The sequence below is a fragment of the Vibrio neonatus genome (assembly GCF_024346975.1).
GTDB classification, from domain to species: Bacteria; Pseudomonadota; Gammaproteobacteria; order Enterobacterales; family Vibrionaceae; genus Vibrio; species Vibrio neonatus.
In genome coordinates this window covers 2,650,721-2,668,740 of record NZ_AP024885.1, presented here as the reverse complement: position 1 = coordinate 2,668,740, position 18,020 = coordinate 2,650,721, and the positions used below count along the sequence as shown (strand labels likewise).

At 44.9% G+C, this 18,020-nt stretch carries 11 protein-coding genes, 2 tRNA genes and 4 rRNA genes; 13 read left to right on the top strand and 4 right to left on the bottom strand.

Going from position 1 to position 18,020, the window contains the following annotated elements:
- Positions 1–96 precede the first annotated feature (96 nt).
- The 3 genes from OCU38_RS12425 to rhlB form a co-directional block, all read right to left on the bottom strand.
- Positions 97–1,071, bottom strand: a complete 975-nt coding sequence (locus OCU38_RS12425; RefSeq protein WP_261823262.1) for a glycosyl transferase family protein — start codon at positions 1,069–1,071, stop codon at positions 97–99.
- A 103-nt stretch (positions 1,072–1,174) separates the two neighbouring features.
- Positions 1,175–2,659, bottom strand: a complete 1,485-nt coding sequence (gppA, locus tag OCU38_RS12420; RefSeq protein ID WP_261823261.1) for a guanosine-5'-triphosphate,3'-diphosphate diphosphatase — start codon at positions 2,657–2,659, stop codon at positions 1,175–1,177.
- A 7-nt stretch (positions 2,660–2,666) separates the two neighbouring features.
- Positions 2,667–3,974, bottom strand: a complete 1,308-nt coding sequence (gene rhlB / locus OCU38_RS12415; protein WP_261824288.1) for an ATP-dependent RNA helicase RhlB — start codon at positions 3,972–3,974, stop codon at positions 2,667–2,669.
- Positions 3,975–4,086: 112 nt separating this feature from the next.
- On the opposite strand from rhlB, the gene trxA reads away from it, so the two are divergent.
- From trxA to OCU38_RS12350, 13 genes are all read left to right on the top strand, one after another.
- Positions 4,087–4,413 (top strand): thioredoxin TrxA, encoded by a 327-nt coding sequence (gene trxA / locus OCU38_RS12410; RefSeq protein ID WP_017027074.1) that lies wholly within the window; start codon positions 4,087–4,089, stop codon positions 4,411–4,413.
- Positions 4,414–4,641: 228 nt separating this feature from the next.
- Positions 4,642–5,901, top strand: coding sequence for a transcription termination factor Rho (gene rho, locus OCU38_RS12405; RefSeq protein WP_261823260.1), 1,260 nt, complete (start codon positions 4,642–4,644; stop codon positions 5,899–5,901).
- 154 nt (positions 5,902–6,055) lie between these two features.
- Complete coding sequence (locus OCU38_RS12400) at positions 6,056–7,021, top strand: hypothetical protein (protein WP_261823259.1); 966 nt, start codon at positions 6,056–6,058, stop codon at positions 7,019–7,021.
- A 68-nt stretch (positions 7,022–7,089) separates the two neighbouring features.
- Positions 7,090–8,946, top strand: a complete 1,857-nt coding sequence (gene ubiD / locus OCU38_RS12395) for a 4-hydroxy-3-polyprenylbenzoate decarboxylase (protein WP_261823258.1) — start codon at positions 7,090–7,092, stop codon at positions 8,944–8,946.
- Positions 8,943–9,212 carry a 2Fe-2S iron-sulfur cluster-binding protein gene (locus OCU38_RS12390; RefSeq protein WP_261823257.1) on the top strand — a complete coding sequence of 90 codons (270 nt, stop codon included), beginning with the start codon at positions 8,943–8,945 and terminating at the stop codon, positions 9,210–9,212. Before ubiD ends, OCU38_RS12390 begins: the two co-directional genes overlap by 4 nt.
- 15 nt (positions 9,213–9,227) lie before the next feature.
- Positions 9,228–9,938: an NAD(P)H-flavin reductase gene (fre, locus tag OCU38_RS12385; RefSeq protein ID WP_261823256.1), complete on the top strand. Its 711-nt coding sequence runs from the start codon at positions 9,228–9,230 to the stop codon at positions 9,936–9,938.
- A gap of 566 nt (positions 9,939–10,504) precedes the next feature.
- Positions 10,505–12,057 (top strand): 16S ribosomal RNA (locus OCU38_RS12380).
- 74 nt (positions 12,058–12,131) lie between these two features.
- Positions 12,132–12,207, top strand: a tRNA-Ala gene (locus OCU38_RS12375).
- 363 nt (positions 12,208–12,570) lie between these two features.
- Positions 12,571–15,459, top strand: a 23S ribosomal RNA gene (locus OCU38_RS12370).
- A gap of 90 nt (positions 15,460–15,549) precedes the next feature.
- A 5S ribosomal RNA gene (rrf, locus tag OCU38_RS12365) occupies positions 15,550–15,665 on the top strand.
- Positions 15,666–15,725: 60 nt separating this feature from the next.
- Positions 15,726–15,801, top strand: a tRNA-Thr gene (locus OCU38_RS12360).
- Positions 15,802–15,850: 49 nt separating this feature from the next.
- A 5S ribosomal RNA gene (gene rrf, locus OCU38_RS12355) occupies positions 15,851–15,966 on the top strand.
- The 16S, 23S and 5S rRNA genes sit together here with 2 tRNA genes alongside, the layout of an rRNA operon.
- A gap of 413 nt (positions 15,967–16,379) precedes the next feature.
- Positions 16,380–17,042, top strand: coding sequence for a hypothetical protein (locus OCU38_RS12350; RefSeq protein WP_261823255.1), 663 nt, complete (start codon positions 16,380–16,382; stop codon positions 17,040–17,042).
- A gap of 8 nt (positions 17,043–17,050) precedes the next feature.
- Here OCU38_RS12350 and ilvY read toward each other — a convergent pair whose 3' ends face one another.
- Positions 17,051–17,938, bottom strand: coding sequence for an HTH-type transcriptional activator IlvY (gene ilvY, locus OCU38_RS12345; protein ID WP_261823254.1), 888 nt, complete (start codon positions 17,936–17,938; stop codon positions 17,051–17,053).
- Positions 17,939–18,020 lie beyond the last annotated feature (82 nt).

Sequence of the window (18,020 nt, the reverse complement as noted above, 5' to 3'; positions counted from 1 at the left end):
ACACTTAGAGCTACGTATTGATACAGAAAGCCCCAATAGTTGAGCAGTCAATTATTGGGGCTTTTAAGTATGTGCTGACTATCTAAATGGTTGTTATTAATGGGTTGAGCAGTAGTGTTGCCAAAGCTTATTCGCTTCCTGATCGGCCAGTTGTTTGTCTTTTAGTTTGTTAAATAGTAAGGCCGTTAACGAAGAAACCACATGATTGGCCATTTGTACTTTGTCGTTTTCTACTGTGCCCAGCGGGCAGTGGGTAGGCGTACTAATTGCTTCGTTATAAATCTCATTCCAATAGTGAGCATGTAAGCCCTCACTATCACTTGACCAAACAGTTTGACTTACCTTTGGGTTGTACTCAGATTCACCAGATACCCCTTTAAAAGACACTACAGAGCAATTTGAGTGACCAATATTGGTTTCGATTTCAGCGTGCAGTTCTTGAAATCCTGGGTGAAAACTTCCGCGAACACCGTATTTCGCACTACCAGGGTTAAGCCCCCTTACTACGGTATTCATCGGAGTGCGCAGACCGTAGCGCTTTTTCCAGTCCAGCATTTTTTCTGCTATCGGCGCAAAGTGAGCTAAGGGTAGGTAAGCAATATTGGATGATTCGATGAACGAGGCAGCCTGTGCCATATCTTGTGCTTGTTGAATATTAAGCTTCGCTAAATAGTATTGGCTATGGATACGGTCTGAGCCGATATCCAAATGTCCGTGAATAAGCACTTTATAGCCGGCTTCTGCCAAGATAGAAGCAGCAATTAGGTTCCATGGCAGTGCTTGCTGCTGTCCATTTGCATCCAGCTTGCTTTTTTTGCCTGCGTAACAAGGCCAGTCAATATCCACTTCTATTTTAGGTAGTCGCTGGTGGAAGGCTTTGGTGAATCCCGCAATTTCAGCGGCAGTTTCATTATTGACTCGAATGAGCATCATCAACATTGCCATTTGATCATCATCGATCTTACCGTCGAGGTATTGATCCATCACGGCGTAGGCCTGATCAAAAGAAAGCGGTTTACGACCTCTTTCTCCACGGCCAACACAACGGATACATTCTAAAATTATGCTCATTAACTAAGCTCTCCTTGCTTAAGTTTCTATAGAAAAGTTTAGCTCCTGTCCTATAGAAGTTGTCATGTAAAAAAGCCCAACTTATTGAGCTGGGCTGATTGAATTAAATTTGTTTGATTTGCAGGGGCCAGTTTTGGTCACTTTGCCGATGCGCTTCAATTTCGAGTTCTGCAACGGTCAATGGATTAAGCAAACACCAACTTGCCTCTATGCTTAAATCGAGGCTTTTCCCTTGTGCTTGCAGGCTAACATGAGGTTGCAGGTCAACGTTGCGTCTATGGGTTAGCAATACAGACAGTCTTAAAATTCGCAGGATGTTTTCAGCACTTTGTCGGCTGACCGCGTGTTGCTCAGGTAAAGATGACAGGGCATCCTTATAGCGAGCGGTAATTTCTGCTAATAGAGATTTTTGTGCTTGTGTATAGCCCGGTAGGTCAAGGTACTGCAACAGGTAGGCATTGTGTTTGCCGGCCTTTTTAAAATCGATAGTCAGACCGATTTCGTGTAATTGAGCTGCGGCTTTTAATAGGTCGATAGCGACAGGTTCAGCTAAGAAATTTGGCCCACACTGTTCAACCAGCTTTAGTGCGGTGTGTGAGACTTGCTGAGCGTAGTCTTGATCCAGTTGGAAGCGTTGCTGGACGCTCGCTAAGGTGCGCTGACGAATATCGTCTTGATGCAGCTCCTTAATCATTTCATACACCATACCTTCGCGTAATGCTCCGCCCGCGAGGGTCATGTCTTCTATTTCTAGTAGTTCAAAGATGGCTAACAAAATGGACAGTCCGCTAGGGAACACCAGTGCTCGCTCTAAGGTTAAACCTTCAATCTCAAGCTCTTCTAATGCGTTAGAACGCATGGCTTGTTTTTGCAAACGCTTGAGTTTGGAGTGAGTAATCACTTCGTCCATCCCTTGCGCTAGCATTATCTCTTGCAGTGCTTGAACTGTACCACTTGCTCCGACACACATATCCCAACCTAGTTGAGTATATTCATGTAATACCGGTGCTAAGGTTTGCTTCGCGGCCTCAATGGCACTGCGAAAGTTCTCAGCAGTAAGTTGTCTATCACTAAAGTGTTGCTCTAACCAAGTAACACAGCCCATTTGCAGGCTATGTAGCACTTTGGCATCAAAGCCTTCTCCGATAATAAGCTCGGTACTTGCGCCGCCAATATCGACAACAAGACGCTTTCCTTTACCACCGGAGGTATGAGCAACACCTTTATAGATAGTCGCCGCTTCTTCGTCTCCAGAGATGACTTGAATATTCTTACCTAGAATATGGTTCGCCTTCTCTAAAAACACATCAATATTCGTGGCAACACGTAATGTTGCTGTACCCACAATACGGATGTTCTGTTCAGGTATATCTTGTAAGCGTTCAGCAAACAGAGACAAACAGTCCCAACCTCTTTGCATTGCTTCTTGGCTTAATGCGTTATTGCTGTCTAATCCAGCAGCTAAACGAACTTTGCGTTTGATTTTTGCCATAGTTCGAACGCTTCCATGAACGTGTTTAACCACAAGCATGTGGAAGCTGTTCGAGCCAAGGTCAATGGCGGCATAAAGAGGAGATGAGTCTGTCATAACCAGATTAGCTATTCCCTGATGGTTTGTTGTAAGGTCGAGATGGTCGGTTACGTCGCTGATTGTTATTGCGACCTTGTGGTTTGCCACCTGGACGACGATTGCTTGACGAGTGACGTAAACGAATAGGTTTTGGTAACTCTTGAATTAGCGCTTCCGGATCATAGTCTGATGTCGGAATTGAATGACCAATGTATTCTTCAATCGCAGGTAGATTGATAGCGTATTCTTCACAAGCAAAGCTGATTGAATATCCGCTTTCTCCAGCACGACCTGTACGACCGATACGGTGAACATAATCTTCACTATCATCGGGTAGATCATAGTTGAATACGTGCGTCACAAGAGGAATATGCAGACCACGAGCTGCAACATCGGTTGCCACTAAGAAGTCTAATTCGCCAGCAGAGAACTGCTCTAAAATGCGCTCACGTTTTTTCTGAGGAATATCCCCAGTTAAAAGACCTACGCGATGCTCATCAGCAGCTAAATAACCCCATACTTGCTCACACTTATATTTAGTGTTGGCAAAAATGATGGCTTTTTCTGGCCAATCTTGCTCAATCAATGTCATTAGTAGAGCCATTTTATCTTCGTTAGAAGGTTGGAATAGCTCTTCTTCAATTCGCACGTTTGTTCGGCGCTCAGGCTCAACTTCTACATGCTCAGGATTATTCATGTGTTCAAACGCTAATTCTTGTACGCGATAAGACAGCGTGGCAGAGAAAAGCATGTTTAGACGATCTTTAGGCTCAGGCATACGACGGAACAAAAAGCGAATGTCCTTAATAAAGCCTAAATCAAACATTCGGTCAGCTTCGTCTAATACAACAGCTTGAATGTGATTTAGATTAAACGCCTTCTGTTTAAAGAAATCGATAATACGACCTGTAGTACCAATTAAGATATCAACACCCTGTTGAATCTCATGCAGCTGTTTATCGTAGCTTTCACCACCATAAGCAAGGGCCGCTTTCACACCTGTACTTGCAATCAAAGATTCAGCATCTCGATGGATCTGAATCGCCAATTCACGTGTTGGCGCCATAATAATGGCACGCGGTTGGTTCACTGCTCGAGACTCATCGGCAGGGTTTTTTAGTAGGTAATCAAAAGTAGCGGTTAGAAAGGCTAATGTTTTACCAGTACCCGTCTGAGCTTGTCCCGCAATGTCTTGGCCAGTGAGCAGTACTGGCAGCGCTAACGCTTGAATCGGAGTACAATACTCAAATCCTTTTGTTTGCAATCCAGCTATAATACTAGGGTGCAAATCGAAGTCGGCGAATTTTTGCTCTGTGATGTGTGTCTTTTTCATGAACATAGAATATCAGCTTACGCTTGCATTAAGAAAGGAAATCCATTCCAATAGGCAATCTAATTGCTGATGATCATCTAATCGGCAACAGAAAATTGATTTGGAGCTAAAGATGAGCGATAAGATTTTGCAGCTTTCTGACGATGGTTTTGAAAGTGATGTAATTAAAGCTGCAGGCCCTGTGCTGGTAGATTTTTGGGCAGAATGGTGTGGTCCTTGTAAAATGATTGCCCCTATTTTGAATGAAATATCTGAAGAGTACGCTGGTAAGCTTACCATTGGTAAACTGAATATCGATCACAACCCAGCAACGCCACCAAAATATGGTATCCGTGGTATTCCAACACTATTGTTGTTTAAAGACGGCAATGTGGCAGCTACCAAGGTAGGCGCGCTATCAAAAACTCAATTAAAAGAGTTCTTGGACGCAAATATCTAAAATAAAAACCTAAATTAACCGTGTATTTCTCAGTACACGGTTTTGTTTTTTCCATAAGCTAGACTACGCTTGTTTTTAGTGCTAGTTTATTGCACGTAAATCATACGATTTTTCATTTCTTGGTCGATCCTGAGACCAAATCTCTCTTAACTAACACATACAGATCTTATTTTGACTACTAAATCTAATACAAAGACCGTTACCAAATCGAATTCAAAATCGACCACTATGAACTTGACTGAGTTGAAGAAAAGACCTGTCTCGGATTTAGTGAAACTTGGTGAAAGCCTTGGTCTTGAAGACCTTGCTAGGTTGAGAAAACAGGACATCATTTTCGCTACGCTAAAAGCTCACGCTAAAAGCGGTGAAGATATCTTTGGCGATGGCGTCCTTGAAATTCTACAAGATGGATTTGGTTTTCTGCGTAGCTCAGATAGTTCATATCTAGCCGGCCCAGATGACATCTATGTATCCCCAAGTCAGATTCGACGTTTTAATTTACGTACAGGCGACAGCATCGCAGGAAAGATTCGTCCACCAAAAGATGGTGAACGTTACTTTGCACTGTTAAAAGTTAACTCTGTTAACCACGATAAGCCTGATAACGCACGTAATAAAATCTTATTTGAAAACCTGACTCCACTGCATGCTAATGAACGTATGACAATGGAAGTAGGTAACGGTGCGACAGAAGATATTACTGCTCGTATCTTAGACTTAGCCTCGCCAATCGGTAAAGGCCAACGTGGCTTAATCGTTGCTCCGCCAAAAGCGGGTAAGACAATGTTGCTACAAAACATTGCACAAAGCATTGCTCGCAACCACCCTGAGTGTGAGTTGATGGTTCTGCTAATTGATGAGCGTCCTGAAGAAGTAACTGAAATGCAACGCCTAGTTCAAGGTGAAGTAGTGGCTTCAACATTTGATGAACCAGAATCAAGACACGTACAAGTGGCTGAGATGATCATCGAAAAAGCAAAACGTCTTGTAGAGCACAAAAAAGACGTGGTTATCTTGCTTGATTCAATCACTCGTCTTGCTCGTGCATACAACACCGTGATTCCATCATCAGGTAAAGTACTGACTGGTGGTGTAGATGCCAATGCTCTACATCGTCCGAAGCGTTTCTTCGGTGCTGCTCGTAACGTTGAGGAAGGTGGAAGCCTGACTATCATCGCTACTGCACTTGTAGATACTGGTTCTAAAATGGATGAAGTTATTTACGAAGAATTTAAGGGTACCGGTAATATGGAGCTACACTTAAATCGTAAGATTGCAGAGAAGCGTGTTTTCCCAGCAATTGACTTCAATCGTTCAGGTACTCGTCGTGAAGAATTACTGACGAAACCAGATGAGTTACAGAAGATGTGGATTCTGCGTAAGATTGTTCATCCAATGGGTGAAATCGACGCAATGGAATTCTTAATTGATAAGTTAGCAATGACTAAAACAAACAATGAATTTTTTGATGCAATGAGACGCCAGTAACAAGGCATCTTAAAAACTGCATCTCAGTAATTCATAGTTTATTGAACTTATTGTTAAAAACGTCACCTAATTAGGTGACGTTTTTTTAATAATGGGCTTCTATGATTAAGGGTATAAAGCCAGGAAGGCGAATATAGATACAGGGAGTGAGAGTATGCATAAAAGGCTATTAGTAATATTGCTATCCGTCATGTTGAGTGCGTTAAGCATGGCGCAGGCAGTTGAGTTAACTCAACAACAAAAACAGCAAATGCTTGCCGATACTCAATCTCATCATGATGCTCAGCGTATTGTCGCGCTGGTACTTTCCGACCAATCAGACAAAGCCAATTTTGATCTGCTACGCATCAAACAACCCCAACAAGAAGTGGTGAGGTTTCTCTCCATCAAAACCATTGCCGAAACCCATCCGCAATATACTTCCGATCTTGCCGTTTTCGTCGATTCTCAGCGTAAAGTCCCATCCTCATTAACCTTAGTCGAACAAGGTGATGGATTCCGTTTTAGCACTCCAGCCTTTGCCTATCAGCAGCTAGCTCAACGTCTAATGGATGATTGGGATTTAAACGAACAAGAGATGAATTTCTACATCGCCGTTGAGAATGGAAAGCTGGATTTACGTGCATGGCTAACGGAAAATCCAGACCTGACGCCTCCCAGAGAAAGGCTACTAATTGAGAATGTAGTGAAGCTATCAGAAGATGGAATGAGTTTTCTGGCACAGCAAGTCACTACCAATAATGTGGTGTCTTGGTTACCGAGTACCGAAGTGATGGTGGCAATGGCCTCTGCCTCTCACAGCCCGGAGTTATACAATATCCTTTGGAAGATGAAGACCAATAGCGCCGTGAATCGCGAGTTAGAAAGACTTGGCGTGGATGGCAGTGAATTTTCGATACAGCAGTTAATTTTGGCCAGTAACAATCCTTCTCTGAATACTCGCAGTCTGCAATTGCTTGCGAAGTATGCGCCAACCTCACAACCGGCAGAAGATTTCTTAGTCTCTAAGATGAATAATCGAAATGATGCCAAAGTGATATCGACAAGTATCCAAGAATACGGATATAGCAGTTGGTTTAAGCAGTGGGTGATCGAGCACCCAGAACTCTTTAATCATTAAATTTGTTAGCTGAAGCCCGCGCGCTTTTTGTTATACTGCGGCAATCTTTCTAGGCTAAATGGACTGCTATGAGCTGCAAAGACTTGCGAGATTTTCTTGCTCTTTTGGAAAAAGAGGGGCAATTGAAACGCATTTCCCACCCTGTTGATCCCAACTATGAAATGACGGAAATTAGCGATCGCACCTTGCGAGCTGGTGGCCCTGCACTTCTATTTGAAAATCCCATTGGTTATGACATGCCAGTATTGACCAACCTATTTGGTACTTCCAAACGGGTGGCTTTGGGTATGGGGCGTCAAAAGGTCAGTGATCTGCGAGAAGTGGGAAAGCTATTAGCTTACCTTAAAGAGCCAGAGCCACCGAAAGGCTTCAAAGACGCTCTAGATAAACTGCCTGTTTTCAAACAAGTGCTCAATATGCCAGTCAAACGACTGCGTAAAGCTCGATGCCAAGAGATAGTGTGGCAGGGTGAAGACGTTGATTTGGATAAAATTCCAGTCATGAGTTGTTGGCCTGATGATGTCGCGCCTCTATTAACTTGGGGTTTAACCATTACTAAAGGCCCGAATCAGAAACGTCAAAACTTAGGCATTTATCGTCAGCAGAAATTGAGCAAAAACAAAGTCATCATGCGTTGGCTAGCTCATCGAGGCGGCGCACTCGATTTAAGAGATTGGGTTGAGGCCAACCCAGGAAAACCGTTTCCTGTCTCTGTGGCCTTTGGTGCCGATCCCGCCACGATTTTAGGTGCAGTGACGCCCGTGCCAGACTCATTATCTGAGTATGCTTTTGCCGGATTACTGCGTGGCAGTAAAACCGAAGTGACTAAGTCGATTAGCAATGATTTAGATGTTCCCGCAGGCGCTGAAATTGTTTTAGAAGGGTATATCGACCCGAATGAATTTGCTGATGAAGGCCCTTATGGTGACCATACCGGTTATTACAATGAGGTAGAAAGCCACAACGTATTTACTATTACGCATATCACTATGCGTAAAGATCCAATTTACCATAGTACCTATACTGGTCGTCCGCCGGATGAGCCTGCGGTATTAGGGGTGGCACTGAACGAAGTGTTTGTACCTATTCTGCAAAAGCAATTCCCTGAAATCGAAGATTTCTATCTGCCGCCAGAAGGCTGTTCTTATCGAATGGCGGTAGTGACCATGAAGAAGCAATATCCTGGGCACGCTAAGCGAGTCATGATGGGGGTTTGGTCTTTTCTGCGCCAGTTTATGTACACAAAATATGTATTAGTCTGCGATGCGAATGTAAATGCGAGAGATTGGGATCAAGTTATTGCGGCTATGACCGAGCATTTGCAACCCAAGCGTGACATAGTAATGATCGAGAATACGCCAATTGACTCCCTAGATTTTGCGTCGCCCGTCGTCGGATTAGGTTCAAAAATGGGATTGGATGCCACAATAAAATGGCCTGCTGAGCTAGTCATGTCTAATGACGAACCTTCAACATTTCCAGCATTGGAACCAGCCAAAGCGCAAGAGCTTTGCGAGCAATTTAAGGGTAAACATTCCTATGTTCTGGATTGCTACCTGCCGGCAGAAGCAGGCAATGGTGGAATGGCGATAATCTCCATAGACAAGAAAGAGCAAGGTCAAGGTGTGCAAGTGATTGAAGCTGCCTTAGCTGAGTTTTCCCAATATGCAGCAATCAAATTTGTCATTGTCTGTGATGACGATGTCAATATTCGTGATTGGAATGATGTGATTTGGGCGATAACAACTCGTATGGACCCTGCTCGTGATAGTCAGTTTATCGATGGCACTCAATCTCAGCTTGGCATTGACGCGACTAACAAGCTAGAAGGTGAAGCCAGCCGTGAGTGGGGGAGACCAATACACAAAGATAAGCAGTTGGTTGAGCGTATTGATAAGATTTGGGAAAAGCTCGATATATTATGACCTATAAGGTAGAGCTCTTACCGAGCGGAACCGTTTTTGAGGTGAATGAGCAGCAGACAATATTGGATGCCGCTCTTGCACAAAACATCGCATTTCCAAATCGTTGCCAAGTAGGTGCGTGTGGAATGTGCTTATGTCGTTTAAAGGCTGGTACTGTCGAGTACCAATTACAGCCCGTATTAACAGAGAAAGAGCAAGCCCTAGGTTGGGTATTTGCTTGTCAGGCGTTTGCCACTACAGATTTAGTACTTACTTTTGAAGAGTAAGAAATAGAGGGATATATGACCATTCGTTGTAAAGTAAAGTCGATTGAGGCGCTAGCCAGTAATACCTTTCGCGTATTGCTTCATCCAGAAACTCCAGTAGCGTTTAAAGCAGGCCAATACTTAATGGTCGTAATGGGAGAGAAAGATAAACGTCCTTTCTCTATTGCCAGTAGTCCGTGTCGCCATGAGGGAGAGTTAGAACTTCATATTGGTGCTGCAGAAGAAAACGCCTATGCCCTAGAAGTCGTTAAGAGAATGCAAGAAGCGCAAAGCCATGATGGCGATATTATTATCGATGCGCCACACGGTGATGCTTTCCTTCATCAAAGTGACAGAGCAATGCTATTGATAGCGGGTGGAACGGGCTTTAGTTATGTTCGTTCTATTCTTGATCACTGTATTAGCCAAGGGCTAGAAAACTCCATTCATCTATATTGGGGCGCAAGAGCAAAATCTCAGCTGTATGCTTTTGAAGAGCTAAGTGCCATTGACAGTGAATACGCCAATATTCACTTTGTGCCAGTGGTCGAAAATGATGAAGGGCTGTGGACTGGAAAAACCGGAAACGTACTGCAAGCTGTGATGGGCGACTTTTCTGATCTATCTCAACACGATATTTATATTGCAGGCCGTTTTGAAATGGCGGGTAGTGCAAGAGAGCAATTTATTTTTAATAAGAAAGCTAAGATAGAGCAAATCTACTCAGATGCGTTTGCCTTCATTTAAGTGCTCATAAAACGGGATTTACTTCCTATATAGTAAGAAACACCCACAAACAGCCTGCTTTTCGAGCAGGCTGTTTGTTTGTTGAGCATAAAAGAAAATGTATGAAAATAAATGAAGAAAAGCCTTGCCAATAAGCTGAGCATCTCTATAATGCGCCTCACTGACACGGTAGAGCGCACAACGCTTCGCAGTGAATCAGTAGGCTAACTAGCCGAACCCAATTGAATTTATCTTCTCTTTGAAAATTAAATTCAAAAAGTGTTTGACACTGAGGTTCAAATCGCTAGAATGGCCGTCCGCTTTGAGAGCTTCCTCACAAAAGGAAACATCGCAAAGCACGCTCTTTAACAATTTAAACCTATCAATCTGTGTGGGCACTCGTTGATGATAATCGAAAAGATTTATCAATGAACTGAGTGACCAATACAATGATTTTTAATCATTGGCACAGTCAATTCATTATCGTTCTGTTGGAACGATAATAGCTTTAAAATTACTTCTTTATTTATAAAGAAAGAGTTTTGAAGTCAGTATTCATTGAGCCGTTCTTAGGAACAAAAAAACTTTAATTGAAGAGTTTGATCATGGCTCAGATTGAACGCTGGCGGCAGGCCTAACACATGCAAGTCGAGCGGAAACGAGTTATCTGAACCTTCGGGGAACGATAACGGCGTCGAGCGGCGGACGGGTGAGTAATGCCTGGGAAATTGCCCTGATGTGGGGGATAACTATTGGAAACGATAGCTAATACCGCATAATGTCTACGGACCAAAGAGGGGGACCTTCGGGCCTCTCGCTTCAGGATATGCCCAGGTGGGATTAGCTAGTTGGTGAGGTAATGGCTCACCAAGGCGACGATCCCTAGCTGGTCTGAGAGGATGATCAGCCACACTGGAACTGAGACACGGTCCAGACTCCTACGGGAGGCAGCAGTGGGGAATATTGCACAATGGGCGCAAGCCTGATGCAGCCATGCCGCGTGTATGAAGAAGGCCTTCGGGTTGTAAAGTACTTTCAGTCGTGAGGAAGGCGTTGGAGTTAATAGCTTTATCGTTTGACGTTAGCGACAGAAGAAGCACCGGCTAACTCCGTGCCAGCAGCCGCGGTAATACGGAGGGTGCGAGCGTTAATCGGAATTACTGGGCGTAAAGCGCATGCAGGTGGTTTGTTAAGTCAGATGTGAAAGCCCGGGGCTCAACCTCGGAACCGCATTTGAAACTGGCAGGCTAGAGTACTGTAGAGGGGGGTAGAATTTCAGGTGTAGCGGTGAAATGCGTAGAGATCTGAAGGAATACCAGTGGCGAAGGCGGCCCCCTGGACAGATACTGACACTCAGATGCGAAAGCGTGGGGAGCAAACAGGATTAGATACCCTGGTAGTCCACGCCGTAAACGATGTCTACTTGGAGGTTGTGGCCTTGAGCCGTGGCTTTCGGAGCTAACGCGTTAAGTAGACCGCCTGGGGAGTACGGTCGCAAGATTAAAACTCAAATGAATTGACGGGGGCCCGCACAAGCGGTGGAGCATGTGGTTTAATTCGATGCAACGCGAAGAACCTTACCTACTCTTGACATCCAGAGAACTTTTCAGAGATGAATTGGTGCCTTCGGGAACTCTGAGACAGGTGCTGCATGGCTGTCGTCAGCTCGTGTTGTGAAATGTTGGGTTAAGTCCCGCAACGAGCGCAACCCTTATCCTTGTTTGCCAGCACGTAATGGTGGGAACTCCAGGGAGACTGCCGGTGATAAACCGGAGGAAGGTGGGGACGACGTCAAGTCATCATGGCCCTTACGAGTAGGGCTACACACGTGCTACAATGGCGCATACAGAGGGCGGCCAACCAGCGATGGTGAGCGAATCCCAAAAAGTGCGTCGTAGTCCGGATTGGAGTCTGCAACTCGACTCCATGAAGTCGGAATCGCTAGTAATCGTAGATCAGAATGCTACGGTGAATACGTTCCCGGGCCTTGTACACACCGCCCGTCACACCATGGGAGTGGGCTGCAAAAGAAGTGGGTAGTTTAACCTTCGGGAGGACGCTCACCACTTTGTGGTTCATGACTGGGGTGAAGTCGTAACAAGGTAGCCCTAGGGGAACCTGGGGCTGGATCACCTCCTTATACGATGATTATTCACGATGAGTGTCCACACAGATTGATATGGTTTAGAAAGTTAGAGCAGGAAACTTCCAGATGGGGCTATAGCTCAGCTGGGAGAGCGCCTCGCTGGCAGCGAGGAGGTCTGCGGTTCGATCCCGCATAGCTCCACCATCTTTAAGTATTTTTGTTCTCTTCTCTAGAAAGAATAGAGAATATTTAAAAATGGTTATTTTCCTTTTAGGAAATAAACATGCTCTTTAACAATTTGGAAAGCTGACGATAAGTGATTGATTTATTACTTATCAAATTTAAAAGTTCTCAAATCCTAGTGATTCTTTTTTATAAAAGAATGATTAGGTACCAACACACATTCAAGTGTTCTTGGGAATAACATCATTGCCTGATGTTATTCAAATTTGAGTCCGGCAAAATCGAATGTTATCTCGCTCATAATAAAGAGATAACGCACCTTGGAAACGTCATACTACGTTGTAGCAAACGTATTGCGTTAAGCAAGACCCTTTGGGGTTGTATGGTTAAGTGACTAAGCGTACACGGTGGATGCCTTGGCAGTCAGAGGCGATGAAAGACGTAATAACTTGCGATAAGCCCAGATTAGGTAGTAATAACCATTTGAGTCTGGGATTTCTGAATGGGGAAACCCACGTGCATAAGCACGTATCATTAACTGAATACATAGGTTAATGAGGCAAACCCGGGGAACTGAAACATCTAAGTACCCGGAGGAAGAGAAATCAACCGAGATTCCGAAAGTAGCGGCGAGCGAAATTGGATTAGCCCTTAAGCTTTTAATGACACAGACGAAGGCTCTGGAAAGTGCCGCAATAAAGGGTGATAGCCCCGTAGTCGACATGTCGTTTTGAGTGAAATCGAGTAAGGCGGGACACGTGATATCCTGTTTGAACATGGGGGGACCATCCTCCAAGGCTAAATACTACTGACTGACCGATAGTGAACCAGTACCGTGAGGGAAAGGCGAAAAGAACCCCTGTGAGGGGAGTGAAATAGAACCTGAAACCGTGTACGTACAAGCAGTAGGAGCTCTTCGAGAGTGACTGCGTACCTTTTGTATAATGGGTCAGCGACTTAATTTTAGTAGCAAGGTTAACCGAATAGGGGAGCCGTAGGGAAACCGAGTCTTAACTGGGCGTCGAGTTGCTAGAATTAGACCCGAAACCAGGTGATCTAGCCATGGGCAGGTTGAAGGTTGAGTAACATCAACTGGAGGACCGAACCGACTAATGTTGAAAAATTAGCGGATGACTTGTGGCTAGGGGTGAAAGGCCAATCAAACCTGGAGATAGCTGGTTCTCCCCGAAAGCTATTTAGGTAGCGCCTCGGACGAATACCAATGGGGGTAGAGCACTGTTAAGGCTAGGGGGTCATCCCGACTTACCAACCCTTTGCAAACTCCGAATACCATTGAGTACTATCCGGGAGACACACGGCGGGTGCTAACGTCCGTCGTGGAGAGGGAAACAACCCAGACCGCCAGCTAAGGTCCCAAAGTATAGCTAAGTGGGAAACGATGTGGGAAGGCTTAGACAGCCAGGATGTTGGCTTAGAAGCAGCCATCATTTAAAGAAAGCGTAATAGCTCACTGGTCGAGTCGGCCTGCGCGGAAGATGTAACGGGGCTAAGCTATACACCGAAGCTGCGGCTGCATACTTTTGTATGCGGGGTAGGGGAGCGTTCTGTAAGCGGTTGAAGGTGGTCTGTAAGGGCTGCTGGACGTATCAGAAGTGCGAATGCTGACATGAGTAACGATAATGGGGGTGAAAAACCCCCACGCCGGAAGACCAAGGGTTCCTGTCCAACGTTAATCGGAGCAGGGTAAGTCGACCCCTAAGGCGAGGCCGAAAGGCGTAGTCGATGGGAAACGGGTTAATATTCCCGTACTTCTTATAATTGCGATGGGGGGACGGAGAAGGCTAGGTGGGCCTGGCGATGGTTGTCCAGGTTCAAGTATGTAGGCGGAAAGTTTAGGTAAATCCGGACTTTCTCAACGCTGAGATACGATGTCGAGCTGCTACGTGCAGTGAAGTCATTGATGCCATGCTTCCAGGAAAAGCCTCTAAGCTTCAGATTATAAGGAATCGTACTCCAAACCGACACAGGTGGTCGGGTAGAGAATACCAAGGCGCTTGAGAGAACTCGGGTGAAGGAACTAGGCAAAATGGTACCGTAACTTCGGGAGAAGGTACGCTCTTGGCGGTGAAGTCCCTTGCGGATGGAGCTACTAGGAGTCGCAGATACCAGGTGGCTGCAACTGTTTATTAAAAACACAGCACTGTGCAAAATCGTAAGATGACGTATACGGTGTGACGCCTGCCCGGTGCCGGAAGGTTAATTGATGGGGTTAGACTTAGGTCGAAGCTCTTGATCGAAGCCCCGGTAAACGGCGGCCGTAACTATAACGGTCCTAAGGTAGCGAAATTCCTTGTCGGGTAAGTTCCGACCTGCACGAATGGCGTAATGATGGCCACGCTGTCTCCACCCGAGACTCAGTGAAATTGAAATCGCTGTGAAGATGCAGTGTACCCGCGGCTAGACGGAAAGACCCCGTGAACCTTTACTACAGCTTGGCACTGAACATTGACCCTACATGTGTAGGATAGGTGGGAGCCTTTGAAACAAGCACGCCAGTGTTTGTGGAGGCAATCTTGAAATACCACCCTTGTATGCTTGATGTTCTAACGTAGGTCCCTAATCGGGATTGCGGACAGTGCCTGGTGGGTAGTTTGACTGGGGCGGTCTCCTCCCAAAGAGTAACGGAGGAGCACGAAGGTGGGCTAAACACGGTTGGACATCGTGTGGTTAGTGCAATGGCATAAGCCCGCTTGACTGCGAGAATGACAATTCGAGCAGGTGCGAAAGCAGGTCATAGTGATCCGGTGGTTCTGAATGGAAGGGCCATCGCTCAACGGATAAAAGGTACTCCGGGGATAACAGGCTGATACCGCCCAAGAGTTCATATCGACGGCGGTGTTTGGCACCTCGATGTCGGCTCATCACATCCTGGGGCTGAAGTCGGTCCCAAGGGTATGGCTGTTCGCCATTTAAAGTGGTACGCGAGCTGGGTTTAGAACGTCGTGAGACAGTTCGGTCCCTATCTGCCGTGGGCGTTGGAAGATTGAAGGGGGCTGCTCCTAGTACGAGAGGACCGGAGTGGACGAACCTCTGGTGTTCGGGTTGTCATGCCAATGGCATTGCCCGGTAGCTAAGTTCGGAATCGATAAGCGCTGAAAGCATCTAAGCGCGAAGCGAGCCCTGAGATGAGTCTTCCCTGGCACTTTAAGTGTCCTAAAGGGTTGTTCGAGACTAGAACGTTGATAGGCAGGGTGTGTAAGTGCTGTGAGGCATTGAGCTAACCTGTACTAATTGCCCGTGAGGCTTAACCATACAACACCCAAGGGGTTTTGTGGACTCAAAGTAAGAACTTTGAATGTGTGACATAACTTTTAAGACAGCTTTCCGAATTTTAAAATTTTGCTTGGCGACCATAGCATTGTGGACCCACCTGATTCCATGCCGAACTCAGAAGTGAAACACAATAGCGCCGATGGTAGTGTGGGGCTTCCCCATGTGAGAGTAGGACATCGCCAGGCTTTAAATTTGAAGAACCCGCTTAATTAGCGGGTTTTTTCGTCTAATTTAGACGTTAAATTGCTGGTATGGCTCAGTTGGTAGAGCGCACCCTTGGTAAGGGTGAGGTCCCCAGTTCGACTCTGGGTACTAGCACCATTTTCTTTGTTTCACTTTTTTATAAAAGTGAAATCAAAAACCAAATTTGCTTGGCGACCATAGCATTGTGGACCCACCTGATTCCATGCCGAACTCAGAAGTGAAACACAATAGCGCCGATGGTAGTGTGGGGCTTCCCCATGTGAGAGTAGGACATCGCCAGGTTTGCATTCAAAAGCCTCGTCATTCGACGGGGCTTTGTCGTATCTGGCGTTTACAAAATAGCGTCTTGGTTTCAGCGTTTTCCTTTTGTTGTTTCCGGCTTCCTATTTGTTGTGATTGGTATTGCCACTATCGGTATGCTTCCTTTTCAATATTGACATTACCTACCCGAATATCAGGTATGTTTTGCTTTCATTAGGATTTGAAAGTCGCTTCAGATAAATTTGCTTCTCTTCTGATTAATACCAATCACACTAAGTAAGTGATCAGAGCTAGCGCAGGAAAAATGCTCGAGAACAAGGCAGAATTTTTTGATAAGTAGTTATTCTACAATCAAAAATTCTAACGCCGTTATCGAGTATTTTAACAAGCTAGAATGATCAGTTATTTAGTACGATTGGTATAAGAGAGGCTTTATGAATCGTTTTTGGCTATTTTGTTTGTACCTTGTTCCAACTATTGGTTTTGCTCAATCTGACTCGAATCAGTCTAAAGCGGTTGATATGGCCGATCCAACGGCTGTTTACTCAAGTGTTGGTGCGCATTTATATACTAATGGGGATTTAGATCTTTCGGCAGGGTTTGCATGGGGCAAGAACATGCTCGCCGTTGAGTCTAAGCAAGGGATGGATGCGCTTAACGTACGTTACGCTCATATGAACTTGTGGCAAGGTATTGGAGTTTACGCAGAATCGACACTACAACTTGAAAATGATTTTGGCACTTCTGCTAGCATTGGCGCGGTATCGACGCTACAAGTGGGTGACTCTTGGACTATTTATCCTATTGCAACGCTAGGGTCTATGGAGATCATTGAAGATAAGTGGATTGCGACCGGAACTGTTGGTGTGTATAACCGATTTAAGCTTGGCTCGGGTTTTTCTCTGGGTGTTGACCCGTTTTATACGCTTGGTGAGTCAGGTTATGAAAGCATGTATGTGGATACTTTCATTAGTTACCAATATAAAAACCATCAAATTCGATTGGGCTACAATGCATCAGAAAGCCAAGACAATAGAGTAAACAGCAATACAGGTTTCGTAGGCGAAGGTTATCTAGAGTACAAAATGGCTTTTTGATAGCAGTTTTAATTGGAAATATAGTTAGCTTCTGCCACGTTCCATAAAGCCTTGATTAGGGGGTTGTTAAGTTGAGACCGTTTACAGCAAACTCCTAATTTAAATGGTTTTACCGGTTCGACATCCAGTTTTTGAATACGATCTTTAACTGGACTGTTGTTAATCACCACATCAGGGGCAATACCAATACCGCAACCCAGTGCAACCATACTGACAATAGCCTCATGCCCTGATACCTGTGCGTAAATATTGGGTTTGATTTTGCTGCGTTTAAACCAAGAGTTGCATCTATCTCTAGCGGTACCTTCTGACGGTATGATGAAAGGGATTTTGTTCCAGTCTATAGGTTCGCTGAGCATACTCTCTACATTAGCAACTCCTTTAGGTGCGATAACCGAAAGAGATATTTCGCTGATATTTTCAAATATGACCCGTGACGATAGTTGATCACTTTCTGCAGAGATAGCGATATCGGCTTCATCGTTTAACACTTTTTCTATGGCTTGCGCGGGGTCGCCAGTACTGAGTTTGTATTCGATGAGTGGGTGCAGCAGTCTAAATTCCGATAACAGACGTGGCAGGTGACTATAGCTGGCGGTAACAGAACAAAATAAGCGTATCTCTCCTTTTAGCACATCCTTATTATCCAAATAATTGAGCGTAAAAGTCTGCCATTGATTCACGATATTGTGCGCAATAGGGAGCAGATCTTTGCCTGCCGTAGTCAGTTCAACACTGCGATTATCACGAATAAAAAGGATTTGTTGCACTTCTTGTTCGAGACGTTTTATCTGTCGACTTAATGTGGATGGACTCATGTGCATTGCCGAAGCTGTCTTGCTGAAGTTCTTACTTTCGGAAAGATGTAAAAAAATCTGTAGGCTTTTAACGTTCATTTAAGTAATCTTCTTGTTGCACAATTTGCAATGATTAGATGTAAATATATCACTTTGCGCAACTTTAATCCTGAATTAGTAT

What these genes read in the sequence shown, in the direction of transcription:
- OCU38_RS12425 (WP_261823262.1), bottom strand. Translation starts at nt 1,071, where the DNA reads ATGAGCATAATTTTAGAATGTATCCGTTGTGTTGGCCGTGGAGAAAGA.
- gppA (WP_261823261.1), bottom strand. Translation starts at nt 2,659, where the DNA reads ATGACAGACTCATCTCCTCTTTATGCCGCCATTGACCTTGGCTCGAAC.
- rhlB (WP_261824288.1), bottom strand. Translation starts at nt 3,974, where the DNA reads ATGAAAAAGACACACATCACAGAGCAAAAATTCGCCGACTTCGATTTG.
- trxA (WP_017027074.1), top strand. Translation starts at nt 4,087, where the DNA reads ATGAGCGATAAGATTTTGCAGCTTTCTGACGATGGTTTTGAAAGTGAT.
- rho (WP_261823260.1), top strand. Translation starts at nt 4,642, where the DNA reads ATGAACTTGACTGAGTTGAAGAAAAGACCTGTCTCGGATTTAGTGAAA.
- OCU38_RS12400 (WP_261823259.1), top strand. Translation starts at nt 6,056, where the DNA reads ATGCATAAAAGGCTATTAGTAATATTGCTATCCGTCATGTTGAGTGCG.
- ubiD (WP_261823258.1), top strand. Translation starts at nt 7,090, where the DNA reads ATGAGCTGCAAAGACTTGCGAGATTTTCTTGCTCTTTTGGAAAAAGAG.
- OCU38_RS12390 (WP_261823257.1), top strand. Translation starts at nt 8,943, where the DNA reads ATGACCTATAAGGTAGAGCTCTTACCGAGCGGAACCGTTTTTGAGGTG.
- fre (WP_261823256.1), top strand. Translation starts at nt 9,228, where the DNA reads ATGACCATTCGTTGTAAAGTAAAGTCGATTGAGGCGCTAGCCAGTAAT.
- OCU38_RS12350 (WP_261823255.1), top strand. Translation starts at nt 16,380, where the DNA reads ATGAATCGTTTTTGGCTATTTTGTTTGTACCTTGTTCCAACTATTGGT.
- ilvY (WP_261823254.1), bottom strand. Translation starts at nt 17,938, where the DNA reads ATGAACGTTAAAAGCCTACAGATTTTTTTACATCTTTCCGAAAGTAAG.